Genomic DNA, 23,895 nt, shown 5'->3' on the forward strand with positions numbered 1-23,895 from the left:
CAGGGGCTGGCAGGCGGTTATCGGAACTGAGATCGGGGATTGGTGGACTGTTTTTGGAACGCCGTTCGAGGCCAGGAAGTCCCCGAACGGTGAAGATGAGCAAAACCCGCTATCCGGTTGATCGTAATGCTGCTCCACTTAAGTGAACAGCATTACGCCGAAGCGGGTTTTTCAGGAAACCGGAGGTAACAACTTACCAGCCAGTCTTTTCCTTCAGTGCTTTACCGATATCAGCCAGGCTGCGAACGGTGGTTACACCAGCGTCTTGCAACGCTGCGAACTTCTCGTCTGCAGTACCTTTACCGCCAGAGATGATCGCACCAGCGTGACCCATACGCTTGCCTGCAGGAGCAGTAACACCCGCGATGTAGGACACTACCGGCTTGGTAACGTTAGCCTTGATGTAGGCTGCGGCTTCTTCTTCAGCAGTACCACCGATCTCACCAATCATCACGATGGCTTCAGTTTGTGGATCGTTCTGGAACAATTCCAGTACGTCGATGAAGTTGGTACCCGGAATTGGGTCACCACCAATACCAACACAGGTAGACTGGCCGAAACCGTAGTCTGTCGTCTGCTTGACCGCTTCGTACGTCAGGGTGCCTGAACGAGAAACGATGCCGACTTTACCTGGCAGGTGGATGTGACCTGGCATGATGCCGATCTTGCACTCTCCAGGAGTAATCACACCTGGGCAGTTAGGGCCGATCAGGCGAACGCCCAGCTCGTCACACTTAACTTTGGCATCCAGCATGTCCAGGGTAGGAATGCCTTCGGTGATACATACGATCAGCTTGATGCCAGCGTTAGCGGCTTCCAGGATCGAATCCTTACAAAAAGGTGCTGGAACGTAGATAACAGAGGCTTCTGCACCCGTCGTTTCAACCGCTTCAGCAACCGTGTTGAATACCGGCAGGCCCAGGTGAGTCTGACCACCCTTGCCTGGAGTAACACCACCGACCATCTTGGTGCCGTATGCAATTGCCTGTTCAGAGTGAAAGGTACCTTGAGCACCCGTAAAACCCTGACAAATAACTTTAGTATCTTTGTTGATTAAAACGCTCATGATTACCCCTTATTTGCCAGCTGCTGCGGCAACAACTTTCTGTGCTGCGCCAGTCAGATCGGTGTCAGCAATAATGTTCAGGCCACTTTCAGACAGAACCTTGGTACCCAGCTCTGCATTGTTACCTTGCAGACGCACAACGACAGGTACTTGCACGCCGACTTCCTTGACTGCACCGATAACGCCTTCAGCAATCATGTCACAACGCACAATACCGCCGAAGATGTTGATGAATACCGCTTTAACGGAATCATCAGACAAGATGATCTTGAACGCTTCAACAACACGTTCCTTGGTAGCACCGCCGCCCACGTCCAGGAAGTTGGCAGGGTTGCCGCCGTGCAGTTTGACGATGTCCATGGTACCCATGGCCAGGCCAGCGCCGTTAACCATACAACCGATGTCACCATCCAGGGCGACGTAGTTCAGTTCCCACTTGGCAGCGTGCGCTTCGCGCTCATCTTCCTGGGATGGATCGTGCATTTCTTGCAGATCCTTGTGACGGTATACTGCGTTGCTGTCGATGTTCAGCTTGGCATCCAGACAGTGCAGATTGCCTTCAGACGTGATAACCAGCGGGTTCACTTCCAGCAGTGCCAGATCTTTGTCAGCAAACAGCTGCGCCAGACCCAGGAAGATTTTGGTGAACTGCTTGATCTGGTCGCCTTGCAGGCCCAATTTGAACGCCAGCTCACGACCCTGGTATGGCTGTGCACCAACGAGAGGATCAATTGTTGCTTTCAGGATCTTTTCTGGCGTTTCTTCTGCAACCTTCTCGATTTCCACACCACCTTCGGTCGATGCCATGAAAACAATGCGGCGGGTTGAACGGTCAACAACCGCTCCCAGATACAGCTCCTGAGCAATATCGGTACAGGTTTCAACCAGAATGCAGCTAACCGGCTGACCATTTTCGTCTGTCTGGTAAGTCACCAGGTTTTTACCCAGCCACTGGTCAGCAAACGCTTTGATTTCTTCTTTGGAAGAAACCAGTTTCACACCACCAGCCTTACCGCGACCACCAGCATGGACCTGTGCTTTGACTACCCAACGGTCGCCACCGATTTCGTCAGCTGCAGCTGCTGCTTCTTCTGCTGTTTTGGCTGCCACACCTTTTGAAACTGGCAGACCGTACTGAGCAAAAAGCTGTTTACCCTGATATTCGTGAAGGTTCATCGCTTTCGTCCTGTTTCTTTTACTTTGTCGGGGGTTGCCCGACAGCCTGTGTTAACTGAACAGCCATTGTGTGGCGCACGGAGTGCCGAGTGTTCAGCAATATAAGCAAAGGCCCGGATAACCGGGCCAATGTTTTACATCGGAATTACTTCTTCGGGCGACGATTCGCTTTATGAATCGCAGCATTGTTCACAGCCAGTGCAGCCTCATGAACTGCTTCAGATACGGTTGGGTGCGCAAACACCATCATGCCGATATCTTCAGCACTGGAACCGAATTCCATCGCCACAACCACCTGCTGACACAGATCACCGGCATTGGGGCCAATCACGCTGGCACCCAGAATACGGTCTGTTTCAGCGTGAGCGATCATTTTGACGAAACCTTCCGTCTGATTCCCTGCCATGGCCCGACCATTGGCAGCAAACGGGAACATGCCCACGTTGTACGGTTCGCCTTCGGCCTTGACCTGTTCTTCCGTCTTGCCAACCCAGGCAATTTCTGGGCTGGTATAGATAACGGAAGGTATCACGTCGTAGTTCACCTGAGCTTTGTGGCCATGGATACGCTCGGCCACCATAACACCTTCTTCAGAGGCCTTGTGCGCCAGCATTGGGCCACGCACCACGTCACCGACGGCCCAGATTCCTGGAGCATCGGTTTTACAGGCTTCATCAACGTGAATAAAGCCGCGCTCATCCAGATTCACACCACTGTCACCAGACAGCAGACCGTCGGTGTATGGCTTGCGACCAACCGCAACAATCAGCTTGTCGAAAGTTTCGGTCTTTTCTTCGCCACCTTCCTGGAAGGTGACGGTAACAGCACCGTCTTTTATCTCAGAACCGGTCACACGGGCACCCAGACGAATGTCCATACCCTGCTTGGTGAACAGTTTCTGCGCTTCCTTGGCGACGGCCTGGTCAGCCACGTGCAAGAACTTGTCCTGTGCTTCCAGAACGGTCACCTTGGCGCCCAGACGGCCCCATACTGAACCCAGTTCCAGGCCAATAACACCAGCGCCGATCACACCCAGACGCGCAGGAACGTTCTTGAATTCCAGCGCACCGGTTGAATCAACAATAATATCGTCGGTCAATGGCGTTGGCGGAATGTTCACAGGAACAGAACCGGTGGCGATGATGATATGTTCGGCTTCAATCAGTTCGGCTTCACCACTATGAGGAGTGAATTCCACTTTTTTGCCAGCCAGCACTTTGCCCGTGCCTTCCAGACCTGTCACACCATTGGCCTTGAACAATCCGGCAACACCCATGGTCAGGTTTTTAACGATCTGATCCTTGCGCGCCAGCATGGTGGCGATGTCGATAGACACTTCACCGGTGCTGATACCATGCAGATCAAAATCGTGTTTGGCTTCTTCATATTTATGTGACGTGTCCAGCAACGCTTTCGATGGGATACAACCCACGTTCAGACAGGTACCACCAAATACGCCTTTACCGTCTTTGCTCAACCACTTGTCAATACAAGCCGTCTTCAGACCCAGCTGAGCGCAACGAATGGCAGCCACATAACCGCCAGGACCACCACCAACTACGACTACATCAAATTTCTTGCTCATTACAAATCCTTAATTTGTCGATTATACGTCCAGCAGCATACGTGCAGGGTCTTCCAGCAGGTTCTTGATGGTTACCAGGAACTGAACCGCTTCCTTACCATCAATCATGCGGTGGTCATAAGACAGCGCCAGATACATCATGGGCAGGATTTCAACCTGGCCATTAACCGCCATCGGGCGATCCTGAATCTTGTGCATACCCATAATCGCAGTTTGCGGCGGGTTCAGGATCGGAGTGGACATCAGGGAACCAAACACACCACCGTTGGTGATGGTGAAGGTGCCACCCTGCATGTCATCCATACCCAGTTTGCCGTCACGGCCACGCTTGGCGAAGTCACCGATAGTGCCCTCAATTTCTGCCAGACCCATGCTGTCAGTATCACGCAGTACCGGCACAACCAGGCCCCGTTCTGTTGATACGGCTACGCCGATATCCTGATAGCCGTGATAAACCATATCATTGCCATCAAGAGACGCATTAACAGCAGGGAAGCGTTTCAGCGCTTCTGTAGCCGCCTTGACGAAGAAAGACATAAAGCCAAGCTTCTGGCCGTGTACTTTCTCGAACTGGTCTTTATACATCTTGCGCAGTTCCATCACCGGCTTCATGTTGACTTCGTTGTACGTCGTCAGCATGGCTGCATTTTGCTGCGCTTCAACCAGACGCTTGGCGATAGTCGCACGCAAACGGGTCATTGGAACGCGTTTTTCAATACGCTCACCCGCAACAGGTGCTGCAACAGGTGCTGCAGCAACCGGAGCAGCTGCCGCTGGCTTGGCAGTACCGGTTTTCAGGTGATTAACAACGTCTTCCTTGGTGACACGGCCATCTTTGCCCGTCGCCTTGATATCCGCACCAGCCACGCCGTTTTCTTCTGCAATCTTGCGAGCCGCCGGGCTCATGATCAGATCACCAGCCGCGGCTGCAGCTGCAGTCTCCGCTGGCGCGGCTGCCGCAGGAGCCGTTGCTGCAACATCACCTTCAACAAAAATGGCCAGAACTTCATCGCTCAGTACCACTTCGCCTTCACCCTTGAAGACTTCCTTGAGTGTGCCATTCGCTGGAGCGACGACTTCCAGAACCACTTTATCGGTCTCGATATCAACCAGCAGCTCATCACGCTCAACAGCCTCGCCTGGCTGTTTATGCCAGGTTGCTACCGTGCCATCGGCAACTGATTCAGGAAAAGTGGGTGCCTTGATTTCGATGCTCATTATTTTTTCCTTAAGGATTCCTGCGATTAGCCCTGAAGATCCAGAGCTTCACTAATGTATTGTTCAAGCTGCGCAAGGTGCAGCGCCATATAGCCAGCGGCTGGTGAAGCAGATGCAGCACGTCCCGCGTAGTTCAGTGTCATTCCCGGCTTCAGGTTATTAATGGCACGTTGCATGTAATGCTGGCTGTTGTACCAGGCACCCATGTTTTTAGGTTCTTCCTGGACCCAGAAGATCTCTTCCATATTGGTATACGGAGCCAGAACTTCTTCCAGATCGTCATGAGGGAACGGATACAGCTGTTCAATACGGACGATCGCAATATCGTTGATTTCTTCAGCACGACGACGTTCCAGCAAATCGTAGTAGACCTTGCCTGAACACAGCAGCACACGACGTACAGCCTGTGTTTCCAACTCGTCAATCTCATTGATCACCGTTTGGAAACGACCTTCGGCCAGTTCTTCCAACGTACTGGTTGCCAGTTTATGGCGCAGCAGACTCTTCGGAGACATCACCACCAGCGGTTTACGCACCGGACGAATTACCTGACGACGCAGCATGTGGTAAACCTGTGCTGGCGTGGAAGGTACACAGATCTGGACGTTATGCTCGGCACACAATTGCAGGTAACGTTCCAGCCGCGCTGACGAGTGCTCAGGGCCTTGTCCTTCGTAGCCATGTGGCAACAGCATGGTCAGACCACACAGGCGGCCCCACTTGTGTTCGCCACTGGAAATAAACTGGTCAAATACCACCTGAGCGCCGTTGGCGAAATCACCAAACTGAGCTTCCCAAACGACCAGACCGCCAGGGGTCGTAGTTGAATAACCGTATTCAAAGGCCAGTACAGCTTCTTCAGACAACAACGAATCATAGAGATCGAATGCTGGCTGATTCTCACTGACATGACATAGAGGAACGTAACGGCTGGCGTCTTTCTGGTTATGCAACACAGCATGACGGTGGGAGAACGTGCCTCGACCCACATCCTGGCCGGTGATACGAACCGGGTAACCTTCTTTCAACAGGGTTGCATACGCCATAGTTTCAGCGTAACCCCAGTTAATCGGGGATGCACCAGCTCCCATACGGCCACGGTCTTCCAGTATCTTGCCAACCTGACGCTGAACCGCAAAGCCTTCCGGTACTTCCAGCAACTTATTGGAAAGCTCCTGCAATGCCTGGAGATCAAAGCTGGTGTCGGCATCGGCAGTCCACTCATGACCCAGATATGGCGTCCAGTCGACGAACAGCTCCTTGTTTGGCTCCTTGACGAGACTTTTGACCACGTGGCGCCCTTCATCAAGCGCCTTGCGGTATTCCTCTTCCAGATCTTTCACACCTTCAGCGCTAATCACTGCATCAGCAATCAACTTCGCCGCATACAGTTCGCGGGTGGTTTTCTGCTTCTTGATCTGTGCGTACATGATCGGCTGGGTACCGGAAGGCTCATCCGCTTCGTTATGACCACGGCGACGATAACAAACCAGGTCAATAACCACGTCTTTCTTGAATTCCCGGCGATAATCTGCAGCAATTTGGGCGGCAAACAAGACCGCTTCCGGATCATCACCATTCACATGCAGAATCGGTGCTTCAATCACCTTGGCAACGTCGGTGCAATATTCCGTAGAACGCACATCCTCACGCTTGGAGGTCGTAAAGCCCACCTGGTTGTTGATGACGATATGAATGGTACCGCCAGTCTTGTAGGCCCGAGTCTGGGACAACTGGAAGGTTTCCATAACAACACCCTGACCCGCAAATGCGGCATCACCATGCATTGATATAGGAACAACCAGTTCACCCACCGTGTCTCCACGACGATCCTGGCGAGCACGTACCGATCCCTCGACTACTGGGGATACAATTTCCAGGTGAGATGGGTTAAACGCCAGTGCCAGGTGTACTTCACCGCCAGAGGTCATCACGTTGGAAGAGAAACCCTGGTGGTATTTGACGTCGCCATGGGACTGGTATTCAGACTTGCCTTCAAATTCGTTGAACAGGTCGGACGTCTTTTTACCCAAGGTGTTGATCAGGGTATTCAGACGACCACGGTGCGCCATGCCGATAACAATTTCCTTGGCACCATAAGAGCCAAAGCGCTGAATCAGTTCATCCATCAAGGGAATCAGTGACTCTCCACCTTCAAGACCAAAACGTTTAACACCGGGATAACGAGAACCCAGATATTTTTCCAGACCTTCAGCCGCAGTCAGTCGCTCCAGCAAATGCAGTTTGACTTCTTTACTGTATTTGGGATGCGAGCGTGCGCTTTCCAGACGTTGCTGAAACCAGCGTTGCTCTGCGGTATTGACGATGTGCATGAATTCGGAACCGACGGTGCCACAATAAGTAGCCTCAAGCGCATCAACAATTTCTTTCAGCGTTGCTTCGTCCTGGCCAATAAACAGGGAACCAGACTGGAAGCGGGTATCCAGATCAGCCTTCGACAAGCCATGGAAGTGTAAGTCCAGGTCAGGAACGCTCTGACGCTCCATCAGGCCCAGGGGATCCAGAGCAGCATGCTGATGGCCACGTCCACGGTAGGCGTTAATCAGCTGCAGCACCTGAACCTGCTTGCGCTCGTGCTCGGTACTGACACTGCCCTGTGATACCGGGCGGTTGCGATGCTGATTTTTCGAAATGAGCAAAAACTGCTCACGAACCGGTTTGTGGGGTGTGTCGACGGTGACGCTTTCGTCGGCTCTTGGGAGTTGATCAAAATAATTACGCCACTCTTCAGGTACCTCACCAGGATCCTTAAGATAGGCTTCATAGAGCTCTTCTATGTAAGCAACGTTACCACCCGCTAACTGGGAGGTGCTCCATAGCTGCTCCATTGTTTGCTCGTGCATGTACGATCACCCTGTTCCTGTAAACATTGAGGACGATCACCAACAGAGTATTTTGCACCAACTCTAGCACTGCCAGGCGAGTTAGAGGGCCGACTGATATGTCGCAAGGCCTCTGAGGTGAAGCAGGAATACCCTGGTCCCTCAATTACATTATTAGTTTCGTAAAACCGCGCTTTGTGGGCGTGATTTTCAAAAATTTTTCACGAAAACGGGCTGTGTGTCCAGCCCACTTACGTCTAACCGGCATTCCACAGATTACGGAATGCCGGCCAGTTGCCGTTTAAACCTGCTGGCTCAACAGCATGTTGCGAATATGACCAATTGCGCGGGTCGGGTTAAGACCTTTTGGACATACGTTGACACAATTCATAATACCGCGACAACGGAACACACTGAATGGATCAGAAAGATCATTCAGACGCTCTGTTGTTGCGGTATCACGGCTATCCGCCAAAAAGCGGTATGCCTGCAACAGACCAGACGGGCCAACGAATTTATCAGGATTCCACCAGAACGACGGACAAGCCGTTGAACAGCAGGCACACAAAATACACTCGTACAAACCATCCAGCTTCTCGCGCTCTTCCGGAGACTGCAGCCGCTCGATTGCAGGCGCAGGCTTGTTGTTCAGCAAGAACGGCTTGATGCGCTCATACTGGGTGTAGAACATTGTCATATCAATAACAAGATCACGAATGACCGGCATACCGGGCAGTGGGCGTAATACCAACTTATCCATCTTGCCTTTGGTCGCTTCAGAAATCGGCGTAATACAGGCCAGACCATTCTTGCCGTTAATGTTCATGCCATCAGAGCCACAAACACCTTCGCGACAAGAGCGGCGATAAGCCATGCTCGAGTCCTGCTCTTTCACCAGAGCCAGAACGTCCAGAACCATGACATCCTTGCCACCAGGGACAGTAATGTCGTAATCCTGCATGTAGGGCGCAGAATCCTTTTCTGGGTTGTAGCGATAGATACTTACCAGCATTGCATACCTCCCATTAATAGGTACGGATTTTCGGTGGGAACGCTTCCATAGTCTTGGGAGCGAAGTTCACTGCGCGCTTGCCAATGGTCTTGGTTTGCGGGAAGTATACAGAGTGACACAACCAGTTTTCGTCATCACGCTCAGTGAAGTCGTTACGGGCATGTGCACCACGGGATTCCTTACGTTCAATCGCCGCAACCGCTGTTGCATAGGCAGTTTCGAACAGGTTATCCAGCTCCAGAGCCTCGATACGGGCCGTGTTAAACGCACCGCTCTTATCATCCAGAACGGTGTTTTTAAGACGCACACCGAGTTCATCCAGCATCGCCAGACCTTTTTCCATGCTTGGACCTTCGCGGAATACGCCAAAGTACAGTTGCATGGTTTTTTGCAGATCCGCACGAACGTCGGCAACACTCTCCCCACCGCTGGAGTTATTCAGTCGGTTCAGACGCGCCATGGCAGCTTCAACATCGGCTTCGGAAGCTTCTGCAGACTCAAATCCGTCACGGAAGCTTTGTTCAACCTGCAAGCCAACGGCACGGCCAAACACCACCAGATCCAGCAGCGAGTTACCACCCAGACGGTTGGCACCGTGTACAGAAACGCAAGCTATCTCACCGGCGGCGTACAAACCCTCAACAACAACATCATTGCCGCTCTCGTCCAGAGTCAGTGCCTGACCACCGATATTGGTAGGAATACCCCCCATCATATAGTGACAGGTAGGAACCACCGGGATCGGTTCTTTCACCGGGTCAGCGTGTGCGAACGTGCGAGATAATTCCAGAATACCTGGCAGCTTGGCATTCAGGGTCTCTTCACCCAGATGATCCAGCTTCAGGAACACATGATCGCCATCTTCACCACAACCACGGCCTTCCAGAATTTCCAATACCATGGAACGTGCCACAACGTCACGACCGGCAAGATCCTTGGCGTTTGGAGCATAGCGCTCCATGAAACGTTCGCCATCCTTGTTGATCAGGTAGCCACCTTCACCGCGACAACCTTCTGTAACCAGCACACCCGCGCCAGCAATGCCGGTGGGGTGGAACTGCCACATTTCCATGTCTTGCATTGGCACGCCGGCACGGATAGCCATGCCAACGCCATCGCCCGTGTTGATCAGGGCATTGGTGGTGGACTGATAGATACGACCCGCACCGCCAGTTGCCAGAACCGTTGCCTTGGCCTTGACATAGACATTTTCACCGGATTCGATATCAATAGCGATCACACCGGCGACCTGGCCCTTGGAATTTTTCACCAGATCCACGGCATACCATTCATTCAGGAAGGTCGTGCCGCCTTTCAGATTGCCCTGATACAGAGCATGCAGTAAAGCATGACCGGTGCGGTCCGCTGCAGCACAGGTACGAGCAGCCTGGCCGCCCTTACCAAAATCCTTGGACTGCCCACCGAACGGACGCTGATAGATTCGACCTTCTGCCGTACGGGAGAAAGGTAATCCCATATGCTCCAGTTCGAATACGGCCTGAGGGCCGACAGAACACATGTACTCGATAGCGTCCTGGTCACCGATGTAATCGGAGCCTTTGACGGTATCGTACATGTGCCAACGCCAGTCGTCGTTGGGATCATCGGAAGCGATCGCACAGGTGATACCACCTTGTGCTGATACCGTGTGAGAACGAGTTGGAAAAACCTTGGTCACACACGCGGTCTTGATACCCGCCTCGGTCAGCTGCAGTGCGGCACGCATGCCAGCACCACCACCACCGATCACGATGGCATCAAACGAAAGAGTTCTGATTGATGACATAACTTACACGCTCCAGAGGATATCGATACCCCAAACGAGGTAAACAAACAAAAACCCGACGCACACCAGTTGGAACAAAGTACGTACGCCAGCATTTTTGAGGTAATCGGTCGAGATGGTCCACATGCCAACCCAGGCATGGGCACAAATCGAAACCAGGGCGGCCATACTGAACACTTTCATCCAGGTATGAGCAAACAATCCCTGCCACTGAGCGAACTGCAAATCTGGTGAAGCCACCAGAAAGCCCACAAGAAACAGTGTATAGAGGGCCAGCACAACAGCACTAAGACGCTGTACTACCCAGTCATAAAGGCCACTACGGCCAAGATTTGTAACACTTGCTACCATACCCAAACTCCTGCCAGAAGAATTACGATCGCGCCTAGCACCAGAGTAATAATGGCACCGGTGTGTCCGCCTTCTTTGGTTTCACCAATTCCCATGTCCATCAACAGATGCTTTACACCCGCCACAAAGTGGTAACCCAATGCAGACAAAATGCCCCAGGCGATGAACTTGACTATCCCGTTATCAAATGCATTCGTCAGATTGGCGAAGCTTTCCGCAGATTCCAGCGATTCCGCCAGCGCCGTCAGCATAAAAGCGACGGCGAAGAACAGAATGAAACCGGATACACGATGGATAATGGATGCTTTGGCGGGAAGAGGGAGCTCAATAGTAGAAATATCCAAGTTTGTAGGTCTATTGCTATTCACGGCTCTTTACACTCTCTTATGGGCTCACTGCCCGCAAAACGGGAAGCGAGCGCGGGCTCAAGAAGACGACCCCTCAGCTTGTACAAGTTTTGCACAAGTTTTAAGGCCGCGACAAATTATAGTCATGCACCTTCTCTTTTACAAACACTTAGCGCCGCGAGTTTACTACTATGGTATGTAGTGTTTACACGACGTACAGACACAATGCATCTGAGCGGTGCAATATACTCCGCTTGAATAGAAAGATATGCTCGACCCCATGGTAATTGACAAAACGAGTTCACAACCTATAGTGAACCCCCTTAATTAGAGGTAACGCCTTAATTACTGGGCTTAATTTGAACAGCAGGAGGCCTATCCATGGCTGACAAAAAAGCAATACTAACGGTCGATGGCATTAAAGAATCCCTGGAATTACCTGTATATGAAGGAACCCTTGGGCCGGATGTTGTTGATGTTCGTAGCCTGACTGGCAAAGGCCTGTTTACTTACGACCCCGGCTTCGTTTCTACCGCAGCCACTGAATCCCAAATCACCTATATCGATGGTGATGCTGGTGTTTTACTGCATCGTGGCTATCCGATTGAACAACTGGCAGAAAAGTCCGACTATCTGGAAACCTGCTATTTGTTATTGCACGGCGAGCTGCCATCTGCTGCAGAAAAGGAAACCTTTGTCAGTACAATCAAGAACCACACCATGGTTCATGAGCAATTGAGCCACTTTTTTAACGGCTTCCGTCGTGACGCGCATCCGATGGCCATTATGTGTGGCGTTGTTGGTGCCCTGTCCGCTTTTTATCACGATTCGCTCGACATTCATGACGACAATCACCGCGTCATTTCTGCCCATCGACTGATCGCTAAAATGCCCACATTGGCAGCCATGGTTTACAAATACTCCATTGGCCAGCCATTTATGTACCCGCGTAATGACCTGGGCTATTCCGAAAACTTCCTTCATATGATGTTTAATACACCTTGTGAAGACCGTGAAGTCAGCCCGATCCTGTCCAAGGCCATGGATCGTATCTTCCTGCTGCATGCCGACCACGAGCAGAACGCCTCTACCTCGACTGTACGCCTGGCAGGATCTACCGGTGCCAACCCGTTTGCCTGTATTGCAGCAGGCATCGCAGCCCTGTGGGGGCCTGCCCACGGTGGCGCCAACGAAGCGGTATTACGCATGCTGGCTGAAATTGGTGACGAATCCAACATCGACAAGTTTGTTGAACGTGCCAAGGACAAGGACGATCCGTTCCGCCTGATGGGCTTCGGCCACCGCGTTTACAAGAACTTCGACCCACGCGCCAAGGTGATGAAGCAGACCTGCGACGAAGTTCTGGCTGAACTGGGCATGGAAGACGATCCTATGCTGAAGATCGCCATGAAACTGGAAAAAATCGCTACAGAAGACGAGTACTTCATCAAGCGCGGTCTGTATCCAAACGTCGACTTCTATTCCGGCATCATCCTCAAGGCAATTGGCATCCCGACGGAGCTGTTCACCGTTATCTTCGCCACCGGCCGCACCCCTGGCTGGATTGCCCACTGGAACGAAATGATCAGCAGCGATTACCGCATTGGTCGTCCACGTCAGTTGTATACCGGCCACAAACGTCGGGATTATCCGGCCTGAGTCCGATAAAATCATAAAAAAGGCCGCTTATTAAAGCGGCTTTTTTTATGCAACCGCAGCATTAATGTCGTTATCAACTCCGCTACCATCAAATACAACCCTACCCATCAATAAACGTTTCTTCTGGATTAATCAGGATATCTAATTATGAATATTGCATTTATAGGTCTTGGAACAATGGGTTTTCCAATGGCCGGCCATCTGTCCAATGCCGGATTTAACGTTACCGTATATAACCGCACGGAGAGCAAAGCCGACCAATGGTTACAACAATATAGTGGTAAAAAAGCAATGACCCCGGCAGCTGCAGCTAAAGGAGCCGAGGTTATCTTGCTGTGCGCAGGCCGCGACAGCGACGTTGAGACACTGATGACAGGTCATGACGGGATTCTTGATGGAATAAGACAAAGTGGACAAATTGGACACATTATTATTGACCACACAACCACCTCTTCTGTTCTTGCAGAGCGAATGAGTGTCACCGCCCAGCAGATGGGCTGCCACTTTGTCGATGCTCCGGTTTCCGGAGGGCAGCAAGGAGCCATCAATGGCCAACTCAGTATCATGGTGGGCTGTGATGAACAGCTGCTGGACAAGGTAATCACCACCACAGCCCCCTACACCCGCGCCATTGCTCGGCTGGGTACTGCTGGCTTCGGCCAAAAGACCAAAATGGTCAACCAGATCTGCATCGCCGGATTACTTCAGGGATTGGCAGAAGCCATTCATTTTGCCCAACACAATAACCTCAATATTGAGAAGGTAATTCAGGTTATTTCCCAAGGTGCAGCAGGTAGCTGGCAAATGAACAATCGCTACCAAACCATGCTCGATAATGACTACGACCATGGCTTTGCTATCGACTGGATGCGTAAGGATCTTGGTATTTGCCTGGATCAGGCCAAGCGCAGTGGTGTCGCCCTGCCAGTCACAGAACTGGTCGACCAGTTTTATGCCGAGCTGCAATTGATGGGCGAAGGTCGCAGTGATACATCCGTACTACTCAAGCGCCTGCAGCAACAAAAATAAGGCGCTGCCCAAGGTGACTTGCCCTGACACCACCGTCATTGTCGACCACCGGAACCGGGTAATCTGTCCACGGTAAACAGGATCCCGTCATAGCCGGGCAAACCTTGAGATCTGGTCTAGTATTAACCAATAAACGGGAGCAGAACACTATGACCACCCATGATCGTCATTCCATTTCCGGACAAGCCCGACCAGAAGACAAGGAAATGGACTGGAGCCAGATAGGCGAAACACTGGCCATGCTCGCCTTGGCAGTTGCCCAGATTGAAACGTCGTTAACGGAGGGGGGTCAATCGGTGGACAAGTTGTCGACCAATTTTACCGGTATGGCCAACAACACCTTGCGAATCCTGCAGATTACCAGGGATGAGCCGCTGCAGGCCGAGGAACCAACAGCCAGCCGCTTACGCAGTGAAATTCACCAGATCGCCACAGAGGTTAATCAGGAAATTCAGGAAGCCATTATTGCTTTCCAGTTCTATGATCGCCTGACCCAGCGTCTGGATCATGTCAGCCGCAGTCTGGAGCACATGGGCCATTTGATGGCCGACGGCGGCTCCCGCTACCAACCGAATGCCTGGCAAGGACTGCAACAAGAGATCAAGGGCTATTACACCATGGAAGCCGAACGCATCATGTTCGAACAGATAATGGCCGGCAAAAGCGTTGCTGAAGCTCTGAAGATCTACCACCATCATTTCCGTCAAAGTGCTAACGATACGTTCGACACCACTGACGAAATCGAGCTGTTCTGACAGGTTGAAAGATCCCGCTCATCAAAGCACCCAGGGAGCAACAGTCACAATCTCCAGCGACTCCCCGACACGTAACTGTGCGATGTGATCAACGGTTGCGTTTTGCCCGAAGACCAGCCGCTGATTAACCAGACAATGCTGCTTTAAGGCCGCAACCACCTCTGGCTGACGCTGCTGGGTCAGCAGATCTCGCGTCGGAATCACACAACGCTCACAGGGTTTGACTAACAGCAACTGCCCATCAGGATGATCCAAACGCTGCCATTGCTGCTCAGCAAATGCCTCCCCACCCCGAACCACCACATTGGGCCGAAAACGCAACATATCAATTTCGACCCCAGCCGACTGGCTCAATACCGCCAGTGACTCTTCGCTGGTCACCAACAGCGGAAAGCCATCGGCAAAACCGACCCACTGCCCTGTTCTGGCAAAATCAGGATCAATCTGGCGATGACTATCCGCTGGCATAAACACCAACCTTGCTGGCCTGCCAAGAACGCTACTCAGCCACCTCGACGCAGGTTCACCACAATCCAGGGCCTGAGCCGTATCCGACCAGATGGATACCGTCACATCCTGATCGACCGGCGTATTCACCACCAGATCCGCCATGCCTGCGAATCCCAACGTCAGTACCCCTTGCTGAAGTTGCGTCTGAATCCCAGCCATCACTGGCAACTGGCGCTGGGTCAGAAAACGTCCGTCCGGATCCACAATCATATAACGACGATCACCTTCCGGCCCCTGGTGATCAAATGTCAGCCTGTCGACCCGATACCCGGCGCAGGACTTGACCGGATACAGATACAGACCGGTTATTTCAACGGTTGGCGTAGTCATGGCATCCTCTACCTGGAAAATACCGCAAAGAATAACGACTGCATGGAAAATAGAGAACACTTAACCGGCGTTAACCCAAGCGGTTTTCCAGCTTGGTACGAATATGCCGCTGCACTTCGGCGGCCATCTCGAAGGGCGCAAATTTTGACAAAAATCCGTCACAACCCACTTTTTCCACCATGGCCTTATTAAAATTGCCAGACAGCGACGTATGCAGTACTACAATTGTATCCTTGAGCACCGGATCACGACGAATTTCCGTCGTCAACATATAACCATCCATCTCCGGCATTTCTGCATCCGTAATGATCATTAGCAGTTCGTCGTTAATGTCCATGCCCTGTTCTTTCCAGTGCATCAATAATTGATAGGCATCCAGACCATTACGCGCTTCAACAATCGTCAGCCCCATGGGCACTAGCACCTGCCGCATTTGCTCAATTGCCACCATGGAATCATCCACGATCAGAATCTTCTTGCCCTGCACTTGTTTCAGCACTCCGCGGTCGTATACATCATCCGACAACTGTGTGTTGTAGGGTGATATTTCTGCTAATACTTTCTCAACATCAATAATTTCGACAATACGGCCATCCATCCGGCTGATGGCCGTCAGATAGTGCTGTCGTCCAGCACCACTCGGTGGCGGCAAAATTTCATTCCAGTTCATATTCACAATGCGATCGACGCCCCCAACCAGGAATGCCTGCACCGTCTTGTTATATTCAGTCACAATAATCGTGGCATCGACGGCGTCCATGTTCAGTGGCCCCATCTGAATCGCCTGACGTAAATCCACGACCGGTACTGTTTGACCGCGTAAATGCGTCACCCCTCGCACAACCGGGTGGCAATCCGGAATACGGGTTAGTCGCGGCAGTCGCATCACTTCCTGAACTTTAAATACATTGATGGCAAAAAACTGGCTGCCACCCAGATGAAATAACAGGAGTTCCAGGCGGTTCTGCCCAACCAGTTTGGTTCGGGCATCGACGCTGCTCAAGACACCGCTCATATTCAGCTCCAGTCACATATTCTCAACAAAGTGTAGACAAGACCGGGCAAAACGCATGGTTAAGCTAGACTGATAATTCAGATGCCAACAATGGCCCTTGCTTTCGCTTGCTGACGAGAACCCATGAATGAGTGAAGTCACCGTCCCATTACTCGCCCGACAACCGATTCTCGACCAACAACAGAATATTGTTGGCTACGAATTACTCAGTCGACCTATCCCAAATGCTACTACTGCCTGGCAAGATGCCTATGGCGATCAGGCGACCAGTGAGGTCATCATGGGTGCCTACAATGAGATTGGCATTGACCGGGTAACCGGGGGATTACCTGCCTTTATCAACTTCACCCGTTACTGGCTGGAAAACCCGCCTTCACTGTCTCCTGGAACCGTCGTTGCTGAATTACTCGAGCACCTGGATCTTGACGAAGCACTGATACACCACGTCAAACAGCTCCACCGGCTCAAATACCAAGTGGCATTGGATGATTATCGAGGCACGCCTATACCGTTAGAGTTGCTGGACTACCTGCATATCATCAAGATCGATGTTCTGGATCTGCCCGTCGATACCAATCTGAAAACTCTGATTCAACGGTACCACCGACCCGGTCTGCGCTGGCTGGCCGAAAAAGTAGAAACCCGTGAAATGTTTGATGCCTGCCTGGAAGCCGGTTGTGAGTTGTTTCAGGGCTATTTTTTCAGCAAGCCAGTCATCATGTATGGTCGTCGCATTCCGGATAACAAGCTGTCCGTGTTGAAATTACTCAAGGTACTGAACAACCCCGAAGTCGAAGTCGACGACATTCACCGGGTATTACAGGCGGATCCGCAACTGAGCTTTAAAATGCTGCAAATGGTCAACTCGGCCTACCTCGGCTGTACCACAGAAGTAACGTCCATCAACCGCGCCATCGTCATCCTGGGCTTTGACCGTATCCGCGCCTGGTCCAATTTACTGGCACTGGGCCGTCTCAATGACAAACCGAATGCACTGCAAGAACAGGCCGTGATTCGCGCTTGTCTGGCGCGTCGTCTGGCGAGCCACTGGCCCGGCATTGATCAGGAAACCGCCTTTACGCTGGGGTTATTTTCGTTACTGGATGCCTTTGTCGATATTCCTCTAAAACACCTGTGTGAAAAGCTGAATCTGTCAGACAGCCTGAAAAATGCCCTGATGCGCAGAACAGGAGGGCTAGGCCAACTGCTGACATTGGTACAGAAACTGGAGCAGGCCGAGTGGGATGATCTTGACTGGTACGCGCTGGAACAGCTCGGACTGCAAGCCGACGTTATCTCCAGTGCGTCTGTTGATGCATTAAACGATGCCAAAGAACTGGTCGAAGCCCTGGCTTGACGACTTATTGTACGCCGGGAAGTAAAACCTGCATGACCCGTGCCGGAGTTATCGCTTCATAGCAGGGCGGCTGCAGCTCGCCCTTGCCCGGGTAAAGACAGCTTTTCGACAAGCACGGCGCGCAGTGGTACGGACTCTTCAACACCGTCATTGCAGGCCCTAACGCCCCTGTCAGTGAGGCATCGGTAGCGCCATAGATAGCCACAGCGGGCACTTCGAGCGCTGCCGCCACATGACACAACCCGGTATCGACGCCAACAATCGCTTCAGCATAAGCCAGATAGCCGGTCAGTTGATCCAGTCCCATACGAGGCAGTACTTCAACACCGGCCAGCCCGGCAGCAATACGTAACGCCCGCTGCTGTTCCTCGTTATTGCCCCAAGGCAATACGACCAAACGGCCCGTCGCCACCACATCGGCAGCCAGCTGACGCCAGTAGCTCTCCGGCCACAATTTGGTTACCCAAGTGGTTCCGTGTAAAAACAGCCAGTAATGGGAAACGTCCACGGGTGCTTGCCAGCGGCTGCGATCCAGACCATAACTGAAACGGGACATATCCAGTTCATATCCCAGTGCAACCGCAAACAATCGTCGCACACGGTGAATGGCATGCTCACCTCGCGGCACGGCAATGGCTTGATCGTATGCCCTCGCCGCCAGAGATTCCCGTGCACTGTGACGATCCAGCCCCACCTTGCGGCCACGGGCAAGACGCGTGATCAGCGCACTTTTAATCAACCCCTGAGCATCTATCACCAGGTCGTATTCCGTTGCGTTGACTGCTTGGTAAAAAGCGCGCATTTCCGACCGATTACCCGCTACCAGCGGCTGTTTGCGCCAACGACGCCAGGCAACAGGAATGACCTTGTCAACGGAGGGGTGCCAAGCGGGAATATCAGCAAACGCCTCTTCAACCACCCAATCAACCGACAAGCCGGGCAGCGCCCGACGAGCATCCTCCAGCGCAGGCAAGGTATGAAAAACATCCCCCAGGGACGAGGTTTTAATCAGCAGAATTTTCACAACAGCATCCTGATACACAGTTGGGCGGAAAGTACCGTCTGCTCGCTCAGGATGCAAATTCTCCTCCGCACTTAACCAGCCTCCCTTGACAAGACCCAATGGCAGCGCAAGTATCGCTGCCCCGGAAAAGATCACTCGCCTTATTCATAGGAACCGTCACCGCATGATGCTCAGATCGTGGAAATTCTGGATCAGCCTTGCCATCCTGCTGGCCTTTATTATTGTGGTTGAACGCAGTTATGGCTGGTTGGCGGTATTGGCCAGCTGGCAACGCATCTCCACCGGTGAACTGACTATCGCCGTCACCCTGATGCTGATCAGCTATCTGTTGCGGGCACTGCGGTTCTACGATTTTTTCCACCAATACTGTCACGGCCAGTGGTGGCGCCTGACGCGTATCACGGTATTACACAACTTTTTTAACAATCTGTTGCCCATGCGCAGCGGCGAAGCTGCGTTTCCCATGTTGATGAAAAACCACTTCAGTTGTCCGGTGCGCCATAGCCTGCCCGCCTTGTTATGGCTGCGCCTGCTGGATCTTTACGTCCTGCTGGCATTGGCAGTCTGGACGCTGAGCGATATTCCCGACCATATCATCGCGGCTGGCTCCGCAGACATCTGGCTGTTGCAAGCTGGCTTGCTGGCACTGCCGCTACTGGTTTTGCCGGTGCAAAATCGTATCCGCAAGGTATTAAGCAATCACCCTGGTGCCATGGCCAACAAGATAGCCGACCTGATGCAGGTATTACCCTCATCCCCCTGGCCTTTTATTCGAGCCTTGTTCTGGACGCTGATTAACTGGGTGCTGAAACTGGCCATTTATGCTTGGGTGCTGCAGCAATTTATTGCGATCAGCTTTGGCCAGTCCTGGGTCGGAGCCAGTACTGGTGAACTGAGCAGTATCCTGCCCATTCATGGTGTCGCAGGCGCAGGCACCTACGAAGCCGGAATTGTTGCCGGATTATTGCCCTGGCAGCTGAATACGGCAGAGGCACTCGCGGCAGCGGTCAATCTGCATCTGTTTGTGCTCGGCTGTACCCTGCTGCTCACCGCAGTGATCACGATAGCCACCGGGCGATTGGGTCACAAACAGCTGGACACAGGAGTGCTGAAAGATTAATTGCAGCGATGCAACGGAGTCACGTTTTATCACCCGGCGCTTTTGGGTATCATCCGCGCACATTAAAGTCTGCAGAGTGGTAACCCCGTGATAGATTGTAGCAAGCCGTCCTTGTCCATCGTTATCCCCATGTACAACGAGATTGACAATGTCGGCCCCATGGTTGCCAGGGTGCACGAAGCCCTGACCAGCTATCAGGGTCACTGGGAACTATTGGTGGTGGATGACGGCAGTACTGATGGCACGCCCCAGGCATTGCATCGCGAGTCCGATCTTTATGGCCCTCATGTACGGGTGGTTGAATTACGGCGTAACTTCGGCCAGACCGCCGCCATGCAAGCCGGTATCGACGAAGCACGGGGTGAACTGATCGCCACGCTGGACGGCGACTTGCAAAATGACCCGGCTGATATTCCCCGTATGATCGACCACCTGATCGAAAAAGACCTCGATCTGCTCACCGGCTGGCGCAAGAACCGCAAGGATGACCTGGTGATGCGCAAGATTCCGTCCCGTATCGCCAACCGTCTGATTGGCAAAATCACCGGGGTGCGCATTAATGACTATGGCTGCTCGTTGAAAGTCTATCGCGCCGCTATCATCAAGCAGGTTCGTCTGTACGGTGAGATGCATCGCTTTATTCCTGCCTGGGTTGCGGCGGTCGTTCCCCCCAGCCGTATCGGAGAAATCGTCGTAACGCACCATGCCCGCACCGCAGGCACCTCCAAATATGGGATTTCCCGCACCTTTCGGGTGATTCTCGACCTGTTGTCGGTCTACTTCTTTATGCGTTACCGCGCTCGCCCGGGCCACTTTTTTGGCATGATTGGCCTGAGTATGGGATCGATCGGCACGCTGTTACTGATGTACCTGGCGGTGATCAAATTTGCTCTGGGTGAAGATATTGGCGGCCGACCGCTGTTTCTGATCGCCGTGGTCTGTGTCATCGCGGCGCTACAATTCCTCACCACCGGTGTGATGTCGGAACTGATTTCACGAACCTATTTTGAATCCTCACAACGTCAGCAGCATCAGTATGTGATCTACAACCGTGGTGACGCTTCGGATGACCAGGAAGCCTGTTGGGCCGCCCCAGGCCAAGTAATCGTTGAAGCGGCAGATTCAACCGGCAAAGCCACCGACGATGCCAGCAGCCAAGGCTGATGGTCTTATGAAAATACCTCTCCCGGCAGGCATGCCACTGTGGCTGCTGCCGCTACTGATCGGGCTATTGTCGCTCAACCTGGGCGGCTACCTGCTATTTGACCACGATGAAGGTGCCTTTAGCGAAGCCACTCGCGGCATGTTTGAACGGGGTGATTTTATTACCACCTGGTTAAATGACCGGGTACGTTTTGACAAACCTATCCTGATTTACTGGCTACAGGGCGTGTCTATCGCCCTGTTTGGCACCGAAGTCTGGGCCTTCAGACTGCCTTCCGTCCTGGCTGGAATCGGCTGGTCATTGTCCGTTTTCACCTTTGCCCGTCACTATATCAGCCGCGATACCGGTGTTGCCGCCGCGATGATCTGTGCCAGCGCGTTAGGGATCAATATGATCGCTCATGTGGCCACCGCAGACGCGCTGCTGAATCTGATCCTGACAGCGACTCTGTTACTGATGTATCACCATAGTCAGCTCAGTCTATCACCGGACACTGCTGTTCCCTCTCGCCGGGTTCTCTATGCTATTTACACTCTGATGGCACTGGGAGTACTGACCAAGGGGCCGGTGGCGGTGGCAATTCCTCTGATCGTCAGTGTGATCTTTTACCTCTGGAGCGGCCAGCGCGAGGCCTTGCTCAAGGCACTGTTTTTTATACCGGGCTGGCTGCTGTTTCTGCTCATCGCCGCACCCTGGTACATGGCCGAATATCTGGCCCAGGGGCAGGCCTTTATTGACGGCTTTTTCTTCAAACACAACGTCAATCGCTTCAACAACGCCATGGAAGGCCACGACGGTGGCCTGCTGTTTTACCCCTTGGTATTGCCCTTTGTCCTGGCACCCTTTGGCCCGCTGCTGTTGCGTATGTTACCCAGCATCAACACCGTCAGCCGCGAACCGCTGAACCGCTTTTTATGGATCTGGTTTTTGTTTGTGCTGGCACTGTTCAGTCTCGCCAGCACCAAGCTGCCGCATTACATTTTATATGGCTGCACCCCGTTGGTGTTGCTGATGGCCCGCTACCGCTTCCAGTTACGCCGCCGTTGGCTGGCAGCCGTTCTGCCGCTACTGTTTTTTGCCCTGATGGTTGCCTTCCCGCTATTGATTCCTACCATCAAGGCCGGACTGACCAACCCGATCGAGATAGAGACCGCCGAGCGGGCCGCCCAATATGTCAATCAGGACTTCGCGATGATTGCCGTAGTCTTCGGCCTGCTGTCACTGCTGGCAATTCTCTGGAAACGCCTGGCAATCTGGCACGGGCTGTTTTTAACCGGCGTACTGCAAGCCTTGTTCGTCTGGTACGTATTTGCACCAGCGTTCAGTGAGGCGCAACAACGCCCCATCCATGATGCCGCGCAGTTTGTGCGCCAGCTGGGGGTTGATGTTGTCACCCAATCGATCGATACCCCCAGCTTTAACGTCTATCTGGATCGGGTCACACCACGACGGGCACTTGAGCCTGGGGAAATCGGTTTTGGACGAGTCGACAGAATCCCCGACCTTGACCGCTATCAGCTGCTGTTCCAGTCTGGCCCGATCGTCATTATCCGGCGGCCGGATCACAACACACCGAGCAGTCACACAGAAACCTCCCCAACAACGGATGAAAACAATGACTGATCATCTGTCGCTGCGACGTCGCCATCTGACTCCGCTGCTAGCCGCTGCCGGGCTGCTGCTGCTGTTCGCCCTTGTGGTCGCCATCATGGATACCAATGCAGCCCTGTTTCTGATGCTGAACCAGGATGCCAGCCTGCTCCCCAATGCGTTGTGGGCAAACCTGACCTTCACCGCCGATACCGTATTCGCCATGTCCTTGCTGTTACTGCTAGCCAGCGTACGTCCTTCATTGTTTGCCCCCGCGCTGGTACTACTGTTATTAGGAACCCTGTTTGTTCACGGCAGCAAGGCACTGTTTGATGCTGCACGGCCAGCCGCCGTACTGATACCAGACAGCTTTCATATTGTCGGCCCCGTGCTGCGCCACCACAGCTTTCCTTCTGGTCATGCCTTTACTGCGCTGGGCACCTGGACTCTGGTAATACTGGCATTGTCGCCCCGCTGGCTGATGCCACTGTTAATCTTTGCACTGCTGGCGGCAGCCAGCCGTATCGCTGTCGGCGCGCACTGGCCCCTTGACGTACTGGTTGGTGCCGCCTGTGGTATTCTCGGTGCCTGCCTGTCAGCCTGGCTGGCACTCAAGTTCGGCTGGTTACACCATCCAGCAGCGACATTCACCTCAGCCTCATTATTAACGCTCGCCGCGCTCTATATGCCATTTTTTGACAGCCGCTATCCGGACACACAAATACTGGCAAACCTGGTGGCACTGGTCGCACTGCTAACAGCCATTTGTCGGTTCTGGTGGCCGGCGCTGTCAAAACGACACCAAAAGGCAAATTCGTCTTCTGTTTAAAGACAGAGACAGGCAATCACCGGGCATGTTAATCACCCTCACAAGAGAATCGACATTTGATTACCGATTCTCAGTTAAGAATATTTTTCTTTATCCATTTTTGCCGTCTGCTATATAGTGGCTGCCAA

General features: G+C 52.7%; 20 protein-coding genes and 1 pseudogene. 9 read left to right on the forward strand and 12 right to left on the reverse strand.

The genetic code is table 11. From position 1 onward, the window contains the following. Positions 1-146, forward strand: a pseudogene (locus WG929_RS16870) (IS4 family transposase); the annotation flags it as partial. Positions 147-193: 47 nt separating this feature from the next. Here the strand turns inward: WG929_RS16870 and sucD are convergent. The 9 genes from sucD to sdhC form a co-directional block, all read right to left on the reverse strand. Continuing rightward, positions 194-1,066, reverse strand: coding sequence for a succinate--CoA ligase subunit alpha (gene sucD, locus WG929_RS16875; protein ID WP_369857739.1), 873 nt, complete (start codon positions 1,064-1,066; stop codon positions 194-196). 9 nt (positions 1,067-1,075) lie between these two features. Next, a complete protein-coding gene (sucC, locus tag WG929_RS16880) occupies positions 1,076-2,242 on the reverse strand; it encodes an ADP-forming succinate--CoA ligase subunit beta (RefSeq protein ID WP_416207030.1) in 1,167 nt (388 codons plus the stop codon). A gap of 145 nt (positions 2,243-2,387) precedes the next feature. Further along, positions 2,388-3,827 (reverse strand): dihydrolipoyl dehydrogenase, encoded by a 1,440-nt coding sequence (gene lpdA / locus WG929_RS16885; protein ID WP_416207031.1) that lies wholly within the window; start codon positions 3,825-3,827, stop codon positions 2,388-2,390. A gap of 21 nt (positions 3,828-3,848) precedes the next feature. Beyond that, on the reverse strand, positions 3,849-5,045 hold the full coding sequence (gene odhB / locus WG929_RS16890; protein WP_416207032.1) for a 2-oxoglutarate dehydrogenase complex dihydrolipoyllysine-residue succinyltransferase: 1,197 nt from the start codon (positions 5,043-5,045) through the stop codon (positions 3,849-3,851). A 26-nt stretch (positions 5,046-5,071) separates the two neighbouring features. Further along, complete coding sequence (locus tag WG929_RS16895) at positions 5,072-7,909, reverse strand: 2-oxoglutarate dehydrogenase E1 component (RefSeq protein ID WP_416207033.1); 2,838 nt, start codon at positions 7,907-7,909, stop codon at positions 5,072-5,074. A gap of 280 nt (positions 7,910-8,189) precedes the next feature. Beyond that, positions 8,190-8,900 (reverse strand): succinate dehydrogenase iron-sulfur subunit, encoded by a 711-nt coding sequence (locus WG929_RS16900; protein WP_369857734.1) that lies wholly within the window; start codon positions 8,898-8,900, stop codon positions 8,190-8,192. 13 nt (positions 8,901-8,913) lie between these two features. Beyond that, complete coding sequence (gene sdhA / locus WG929_RS16905; RefSeq protein ID WP_416207034.1) at positions 8,914-10,686, reverse strand: succinate dehydrogenase flavoprotein subunit; 1,773 nt, start codon at positions 10,684-10,686, stop codon at positions 8,914-8,916. A 3-nt stretch (positions 10,687-10,689) separates the two neighbouring features. Further along, positions 10,690-11,037 (reverse strand): succinate dehydrogenase, hydrophobic membrane anchor protein, encoded by a 348-nt coding sequence (gene sdhD, locus WG929_RS16910; RefSeq protein ID WP_369857732.1) that lies wholly within the window; start codon positions 11,035-11,037, stop codon positions 10,690-10,692. Then, complete coding sequence (gene sdhC / locus WG929_RS16915; RefSeq protein WP_416207035.1) at positions 11,031-11,405, reverse strand: succinate dehydrogenase, cytochrome b556 subunit; 375 nt, start codon at positions 11,403-11,405, stop codon at positions 11,031-11,033. The genes sdhD and sdhC overlap by 7 nt, the downstream gene beginning before the upstream one ends. A gap of 360 nt (positions 11,406-11,765) precedes the next feature. Between sdhC and gltA the strand changes: the two genes are divergently transcribed. The 3 genes from gltA to WG929_RS16930 all read left to right on the forward strand — a co-directional run bounded on the left by gltA (position 11,766) and on the right by WG929_RS16930 (position 14,827). Then, positions 11,766-13,043, forward strand: a complete 1,278-nt coding sequence (gene gltA / locus WG929_RS16920; RefSeq protein ID WP_416207036.1) for a citrate synthase — start codon at positions 11,766-11,768, stop codon at positions 13,041-13,043. A gap of 147 nt (positions 13,044-13,190) precedes the next feature. Next, on the forward strand, positions 13,191-14,072 hold the full coding sequence (locus WG929_RS16925; protein WP_416207037.1) for an NAD(P)-dependent oxidoreductase: 882 nt from the start codon (positions 13,191-13,193) through the stop codon (positions 14,070-14,072). Positions 14,073-14,221: 149 nt separating this feature from the next. After that, positions 14,222-14,827 carry a hypothetical protein gene (locus WG929_RS16930; RefSeq protein ID WP_416207038.1) on the forward strand — a complete coding sequence of 202 codons (606 nt, stop codon included), beginning with the start codon at positions 14,222-14,224 and terminating at the stop codon, positions 14,825-14,827. 21 nt (positions 14,828-14,848) lie between these two features. Here WG929_RS16930 and WG929_RS16935 read toward each other — a convergent pair whose 3' ends face one another. Both WG929_RS16935 and WG929_RS16940 read right to left on the reverse strand, forming a co-directional pair. After that, the gene (locus tag WG929_RS16935) at positions 14,849-15,667 is read right to left on the reverse strand and encodes an MOSC domain-containing protein (RefSeq protein WP_416207039.1); all 819 of its coding nucleotides are present in this window, start codon (positions 15,665-15,667) and stop codon (positions 14,849-14,851) included. Positions 15,668-15,737: 70 nt separating this feature from the next. Next, positions 15,738-16,682, reverse strand: a complete 945-nt coding sequence (locus WG929_RS16940; RefSeq protein WP_416207040.1) for a chemotaxis protein CheV — start codon at positions 16,680-16,682, stop codon at positions 15,738-15,740. Positions 16,683-16,809: 127 nt separating this feature from the next. Here WG929_RS16940 and WG929_RS16945 point away from each other — a divergent pair, with 127 nt between their 5' ends. Next, positions 16,810-18,039 carry an EAL and HDOD domain-containing protein gene (locus tag WG929_RS16945; protein WP_416207041.1) on the forward strand — a complete coding sequence of 410 codons (1,230 nt, stop codon included), beginning with the start codon at positions 16,810-16,812 and terminating at the stop codon, positions 18,037-18,039. Positions 18,040-18,043: 4 nt separating this feature from the next. Here WG929_RS16945 and waaC read toward each other — a convergent pair whose 3' ends face one another. After that, positions 18,044-19,063, reverse strand: a complete 1,020-nt coding sequence (gene waaC / locus WG929_RS16950) for a lipopolysaccharide heptosyltransferase I (protein ID WP_416207042.1) — start codon at positions 19,061-19,063, stop codon at positions 18,044-18,046. Between the two features lie 163 nt (positions 19,064-19,226). Here waaC and WG929_RS16955 point away from each other — a divergent pair, with 163 nt between their 5' ends. From WG929_RS16955 to WG929_RS16970, 4 genes are all read left to right on the forward strand, one after another. Next, on the forward strand, positions 19,227-20,183 hold the full coding sequence (locus tag WG929_RS16955; RefSeq protein ID WP_416207043.1) for a lysylphosphatidylglycerol synthase transmembrane domain-containing protein: 957 nt from the start codon (positions 19,227-19,229) through the stop codon (positions 20,181-20,183). Between the two features lie 87 nt (positions 20,184-20,270). Continuing rightward, complete coding sequence (locus WG929_RS16960; RefSeq protein WP_416207044.1) at positions 20,271-21,347, forward strand: glycosyltransferase family 2 protein; 1,077 nt, start codon at positions 20,271-20,273, stop codon at positions 21,345-21,347. 7 nt (positions 21,348-21,354) lie between these two features. Continuing rightward, the gene (locus tag WG929_RS16965) at positions 21,355-22,971 is read left to right on the forward strand and encodes an ArnT family glycosyltransferase (RefSeq protein ID WP_416207045.1); all 1,617 of its coding nucleotides are present in this window, start codon (positions 21,355-21,357) and stop codon (positions 22,969-22,971) included. Continuing rightward, complete coding sequence (locus tag WG929_RS16970) at positions 22,964-23,767, forward strand: phosphatase PAP2 family protein (RefSeq protein WP_416207046.1); 804 nt, start codon at positions 22,964-22,966, stop codon at positions 23,765-23,767. The genes WG929_RS16965 and WG929_RS16970 overlap by 8 nt, the downstream gene beginning before the upstream one ends. Positions 23,768-23,895 lie beyond the last annotated feature (128 nt).

Source organism: Oceanobacter antarcticus (assembly GCF_044962685.1).
GTDB classification, from domain to species: Bacteria; Pseudomonadota; Gammaproteobacteria; order Pseudomonadales; family Oceanobacteraceae; genus Oceanobacter; species Oceanobacter antarcticus.

Excerpts from the sequence above, each read along its gene's own strand:
- WG929_RS16970 (WP_416207046.1), top strand. The coding sequence starts at position 22,964 with ATGACTGATCATCTGTCGCTGCGACGTCGCCATCTGACTCCGCTGCTA.
- WG929_RS16965 (WP_416207045.1), top strand. The coding sequence starts at position 21,355 with ATGAAAATACCTCTCCCGGCAGGCATGCCACTGTGGCTGCTGCCGCTA.
- gltA (WP_416207036.1), top strand. The coding sequence starts at position 11,766 with ATGGCTGACAAAAAAGCAATACTAACGGTCGATGGCATTAAAGAATCC.
- sdhD (WP_369857732.1), bottom strand. The coding sequence starts at position 11,037 with ATGGTAGCAAGTGTTACAAATCTTGGCCGTAGTGGCCTTTATGACTGG.
- WG929_RS16895 (WP_416207033.1), bottom strand. The coding sequence starts at position 7,909 with ATGCACGAGCAAACAATGGAGCAGCTATGGAGCACCTCCCAGTTAGCG.
- WG929_RS16900 (WP_369857734.1), bottom strand. The coding sequence starts at position 8,900 with ATGCTGGTAAGTATCTATCGCTACAACCCAGAAAAGGATTCTGCGCCC.
- WG929_RS16940 (WP_416207040.1), bottom strand. The coding sequence starts at position 16,682 with ATGAGCGGTGTCTTGAGCAGCGTCGATGCCCGAACCAAACTGGTTGGG.
- odhB (WP_416207032.1), bottom strand. The coding sequence starts at position 5,045 with ATGAGCATCGAAATCAAGGCACCCACTTTTCCTGAATCAGTTGCCGAT.
- WG929_RS16945 (WP_416207041.1), top strand. The coding sequence starts at position 16,810 with ATGAGTGAAGTCACCGTCCCATTACTCGCCCGACAACCGATTCTCGAC.
- sucD (WP_369857739.1), bottom strand. The coding sequence starts at position 1,066 with ATGAGCGTTTTAATCAACAAAGATACTAAAGTTATTTGTCAGGGTTTT.
- lpdA (WP_416207031.1), bottom strand. The coding sequence starts at position 3,827 with ATGAGCAAGAAATTTGATGTAGTCGTAGTTGGTGGTGGTCCTGGCGGT.
- WG929_RS16930 (WP_416207038.1), top strand. The coding sequence starts at position 14,222 with ATGACCACCCATGATCGTCATTCCATTTCCGGACAAGCCCGACCAGAA.
- WG929_RS16935 (WP_416207039.1), bottom strand. The coding sequence starts at position 15,667 with ATGACTACGCCAACCGTTGAAATAACCGGTCTGTATCTGTATCCGGTC.
- WG929_RS16925 (WP_416207037.1), top strand. The coding sequence starts at position 13,191 with ATGAATATTGCATTTATAGGTCTTGGAACAATGGGTTTTCCAATGGCC.
- WG929_RS16955 (WP_416207043.1), top strand. The coding sequence starts at position 19,227 with ATGATGCTCAGATCGTGGAAATTCTGGATCAGCCTTGCCATCCTGCTG.
- sucC (WP_416207030.1), bottom strand. The coding sequence starts at position 2,242 with ATGAACCTTCACGAATATCAGGGTAAACAGCTTTTTGCTCAGTACGGT.
- sdhA (WP_416207034.1), bottom strand. The coding sequence starts at position 10,686 with ATGTCATCAATCAGAACTCTTTCGTTTGATGCCATCGTGATCGGTGGT.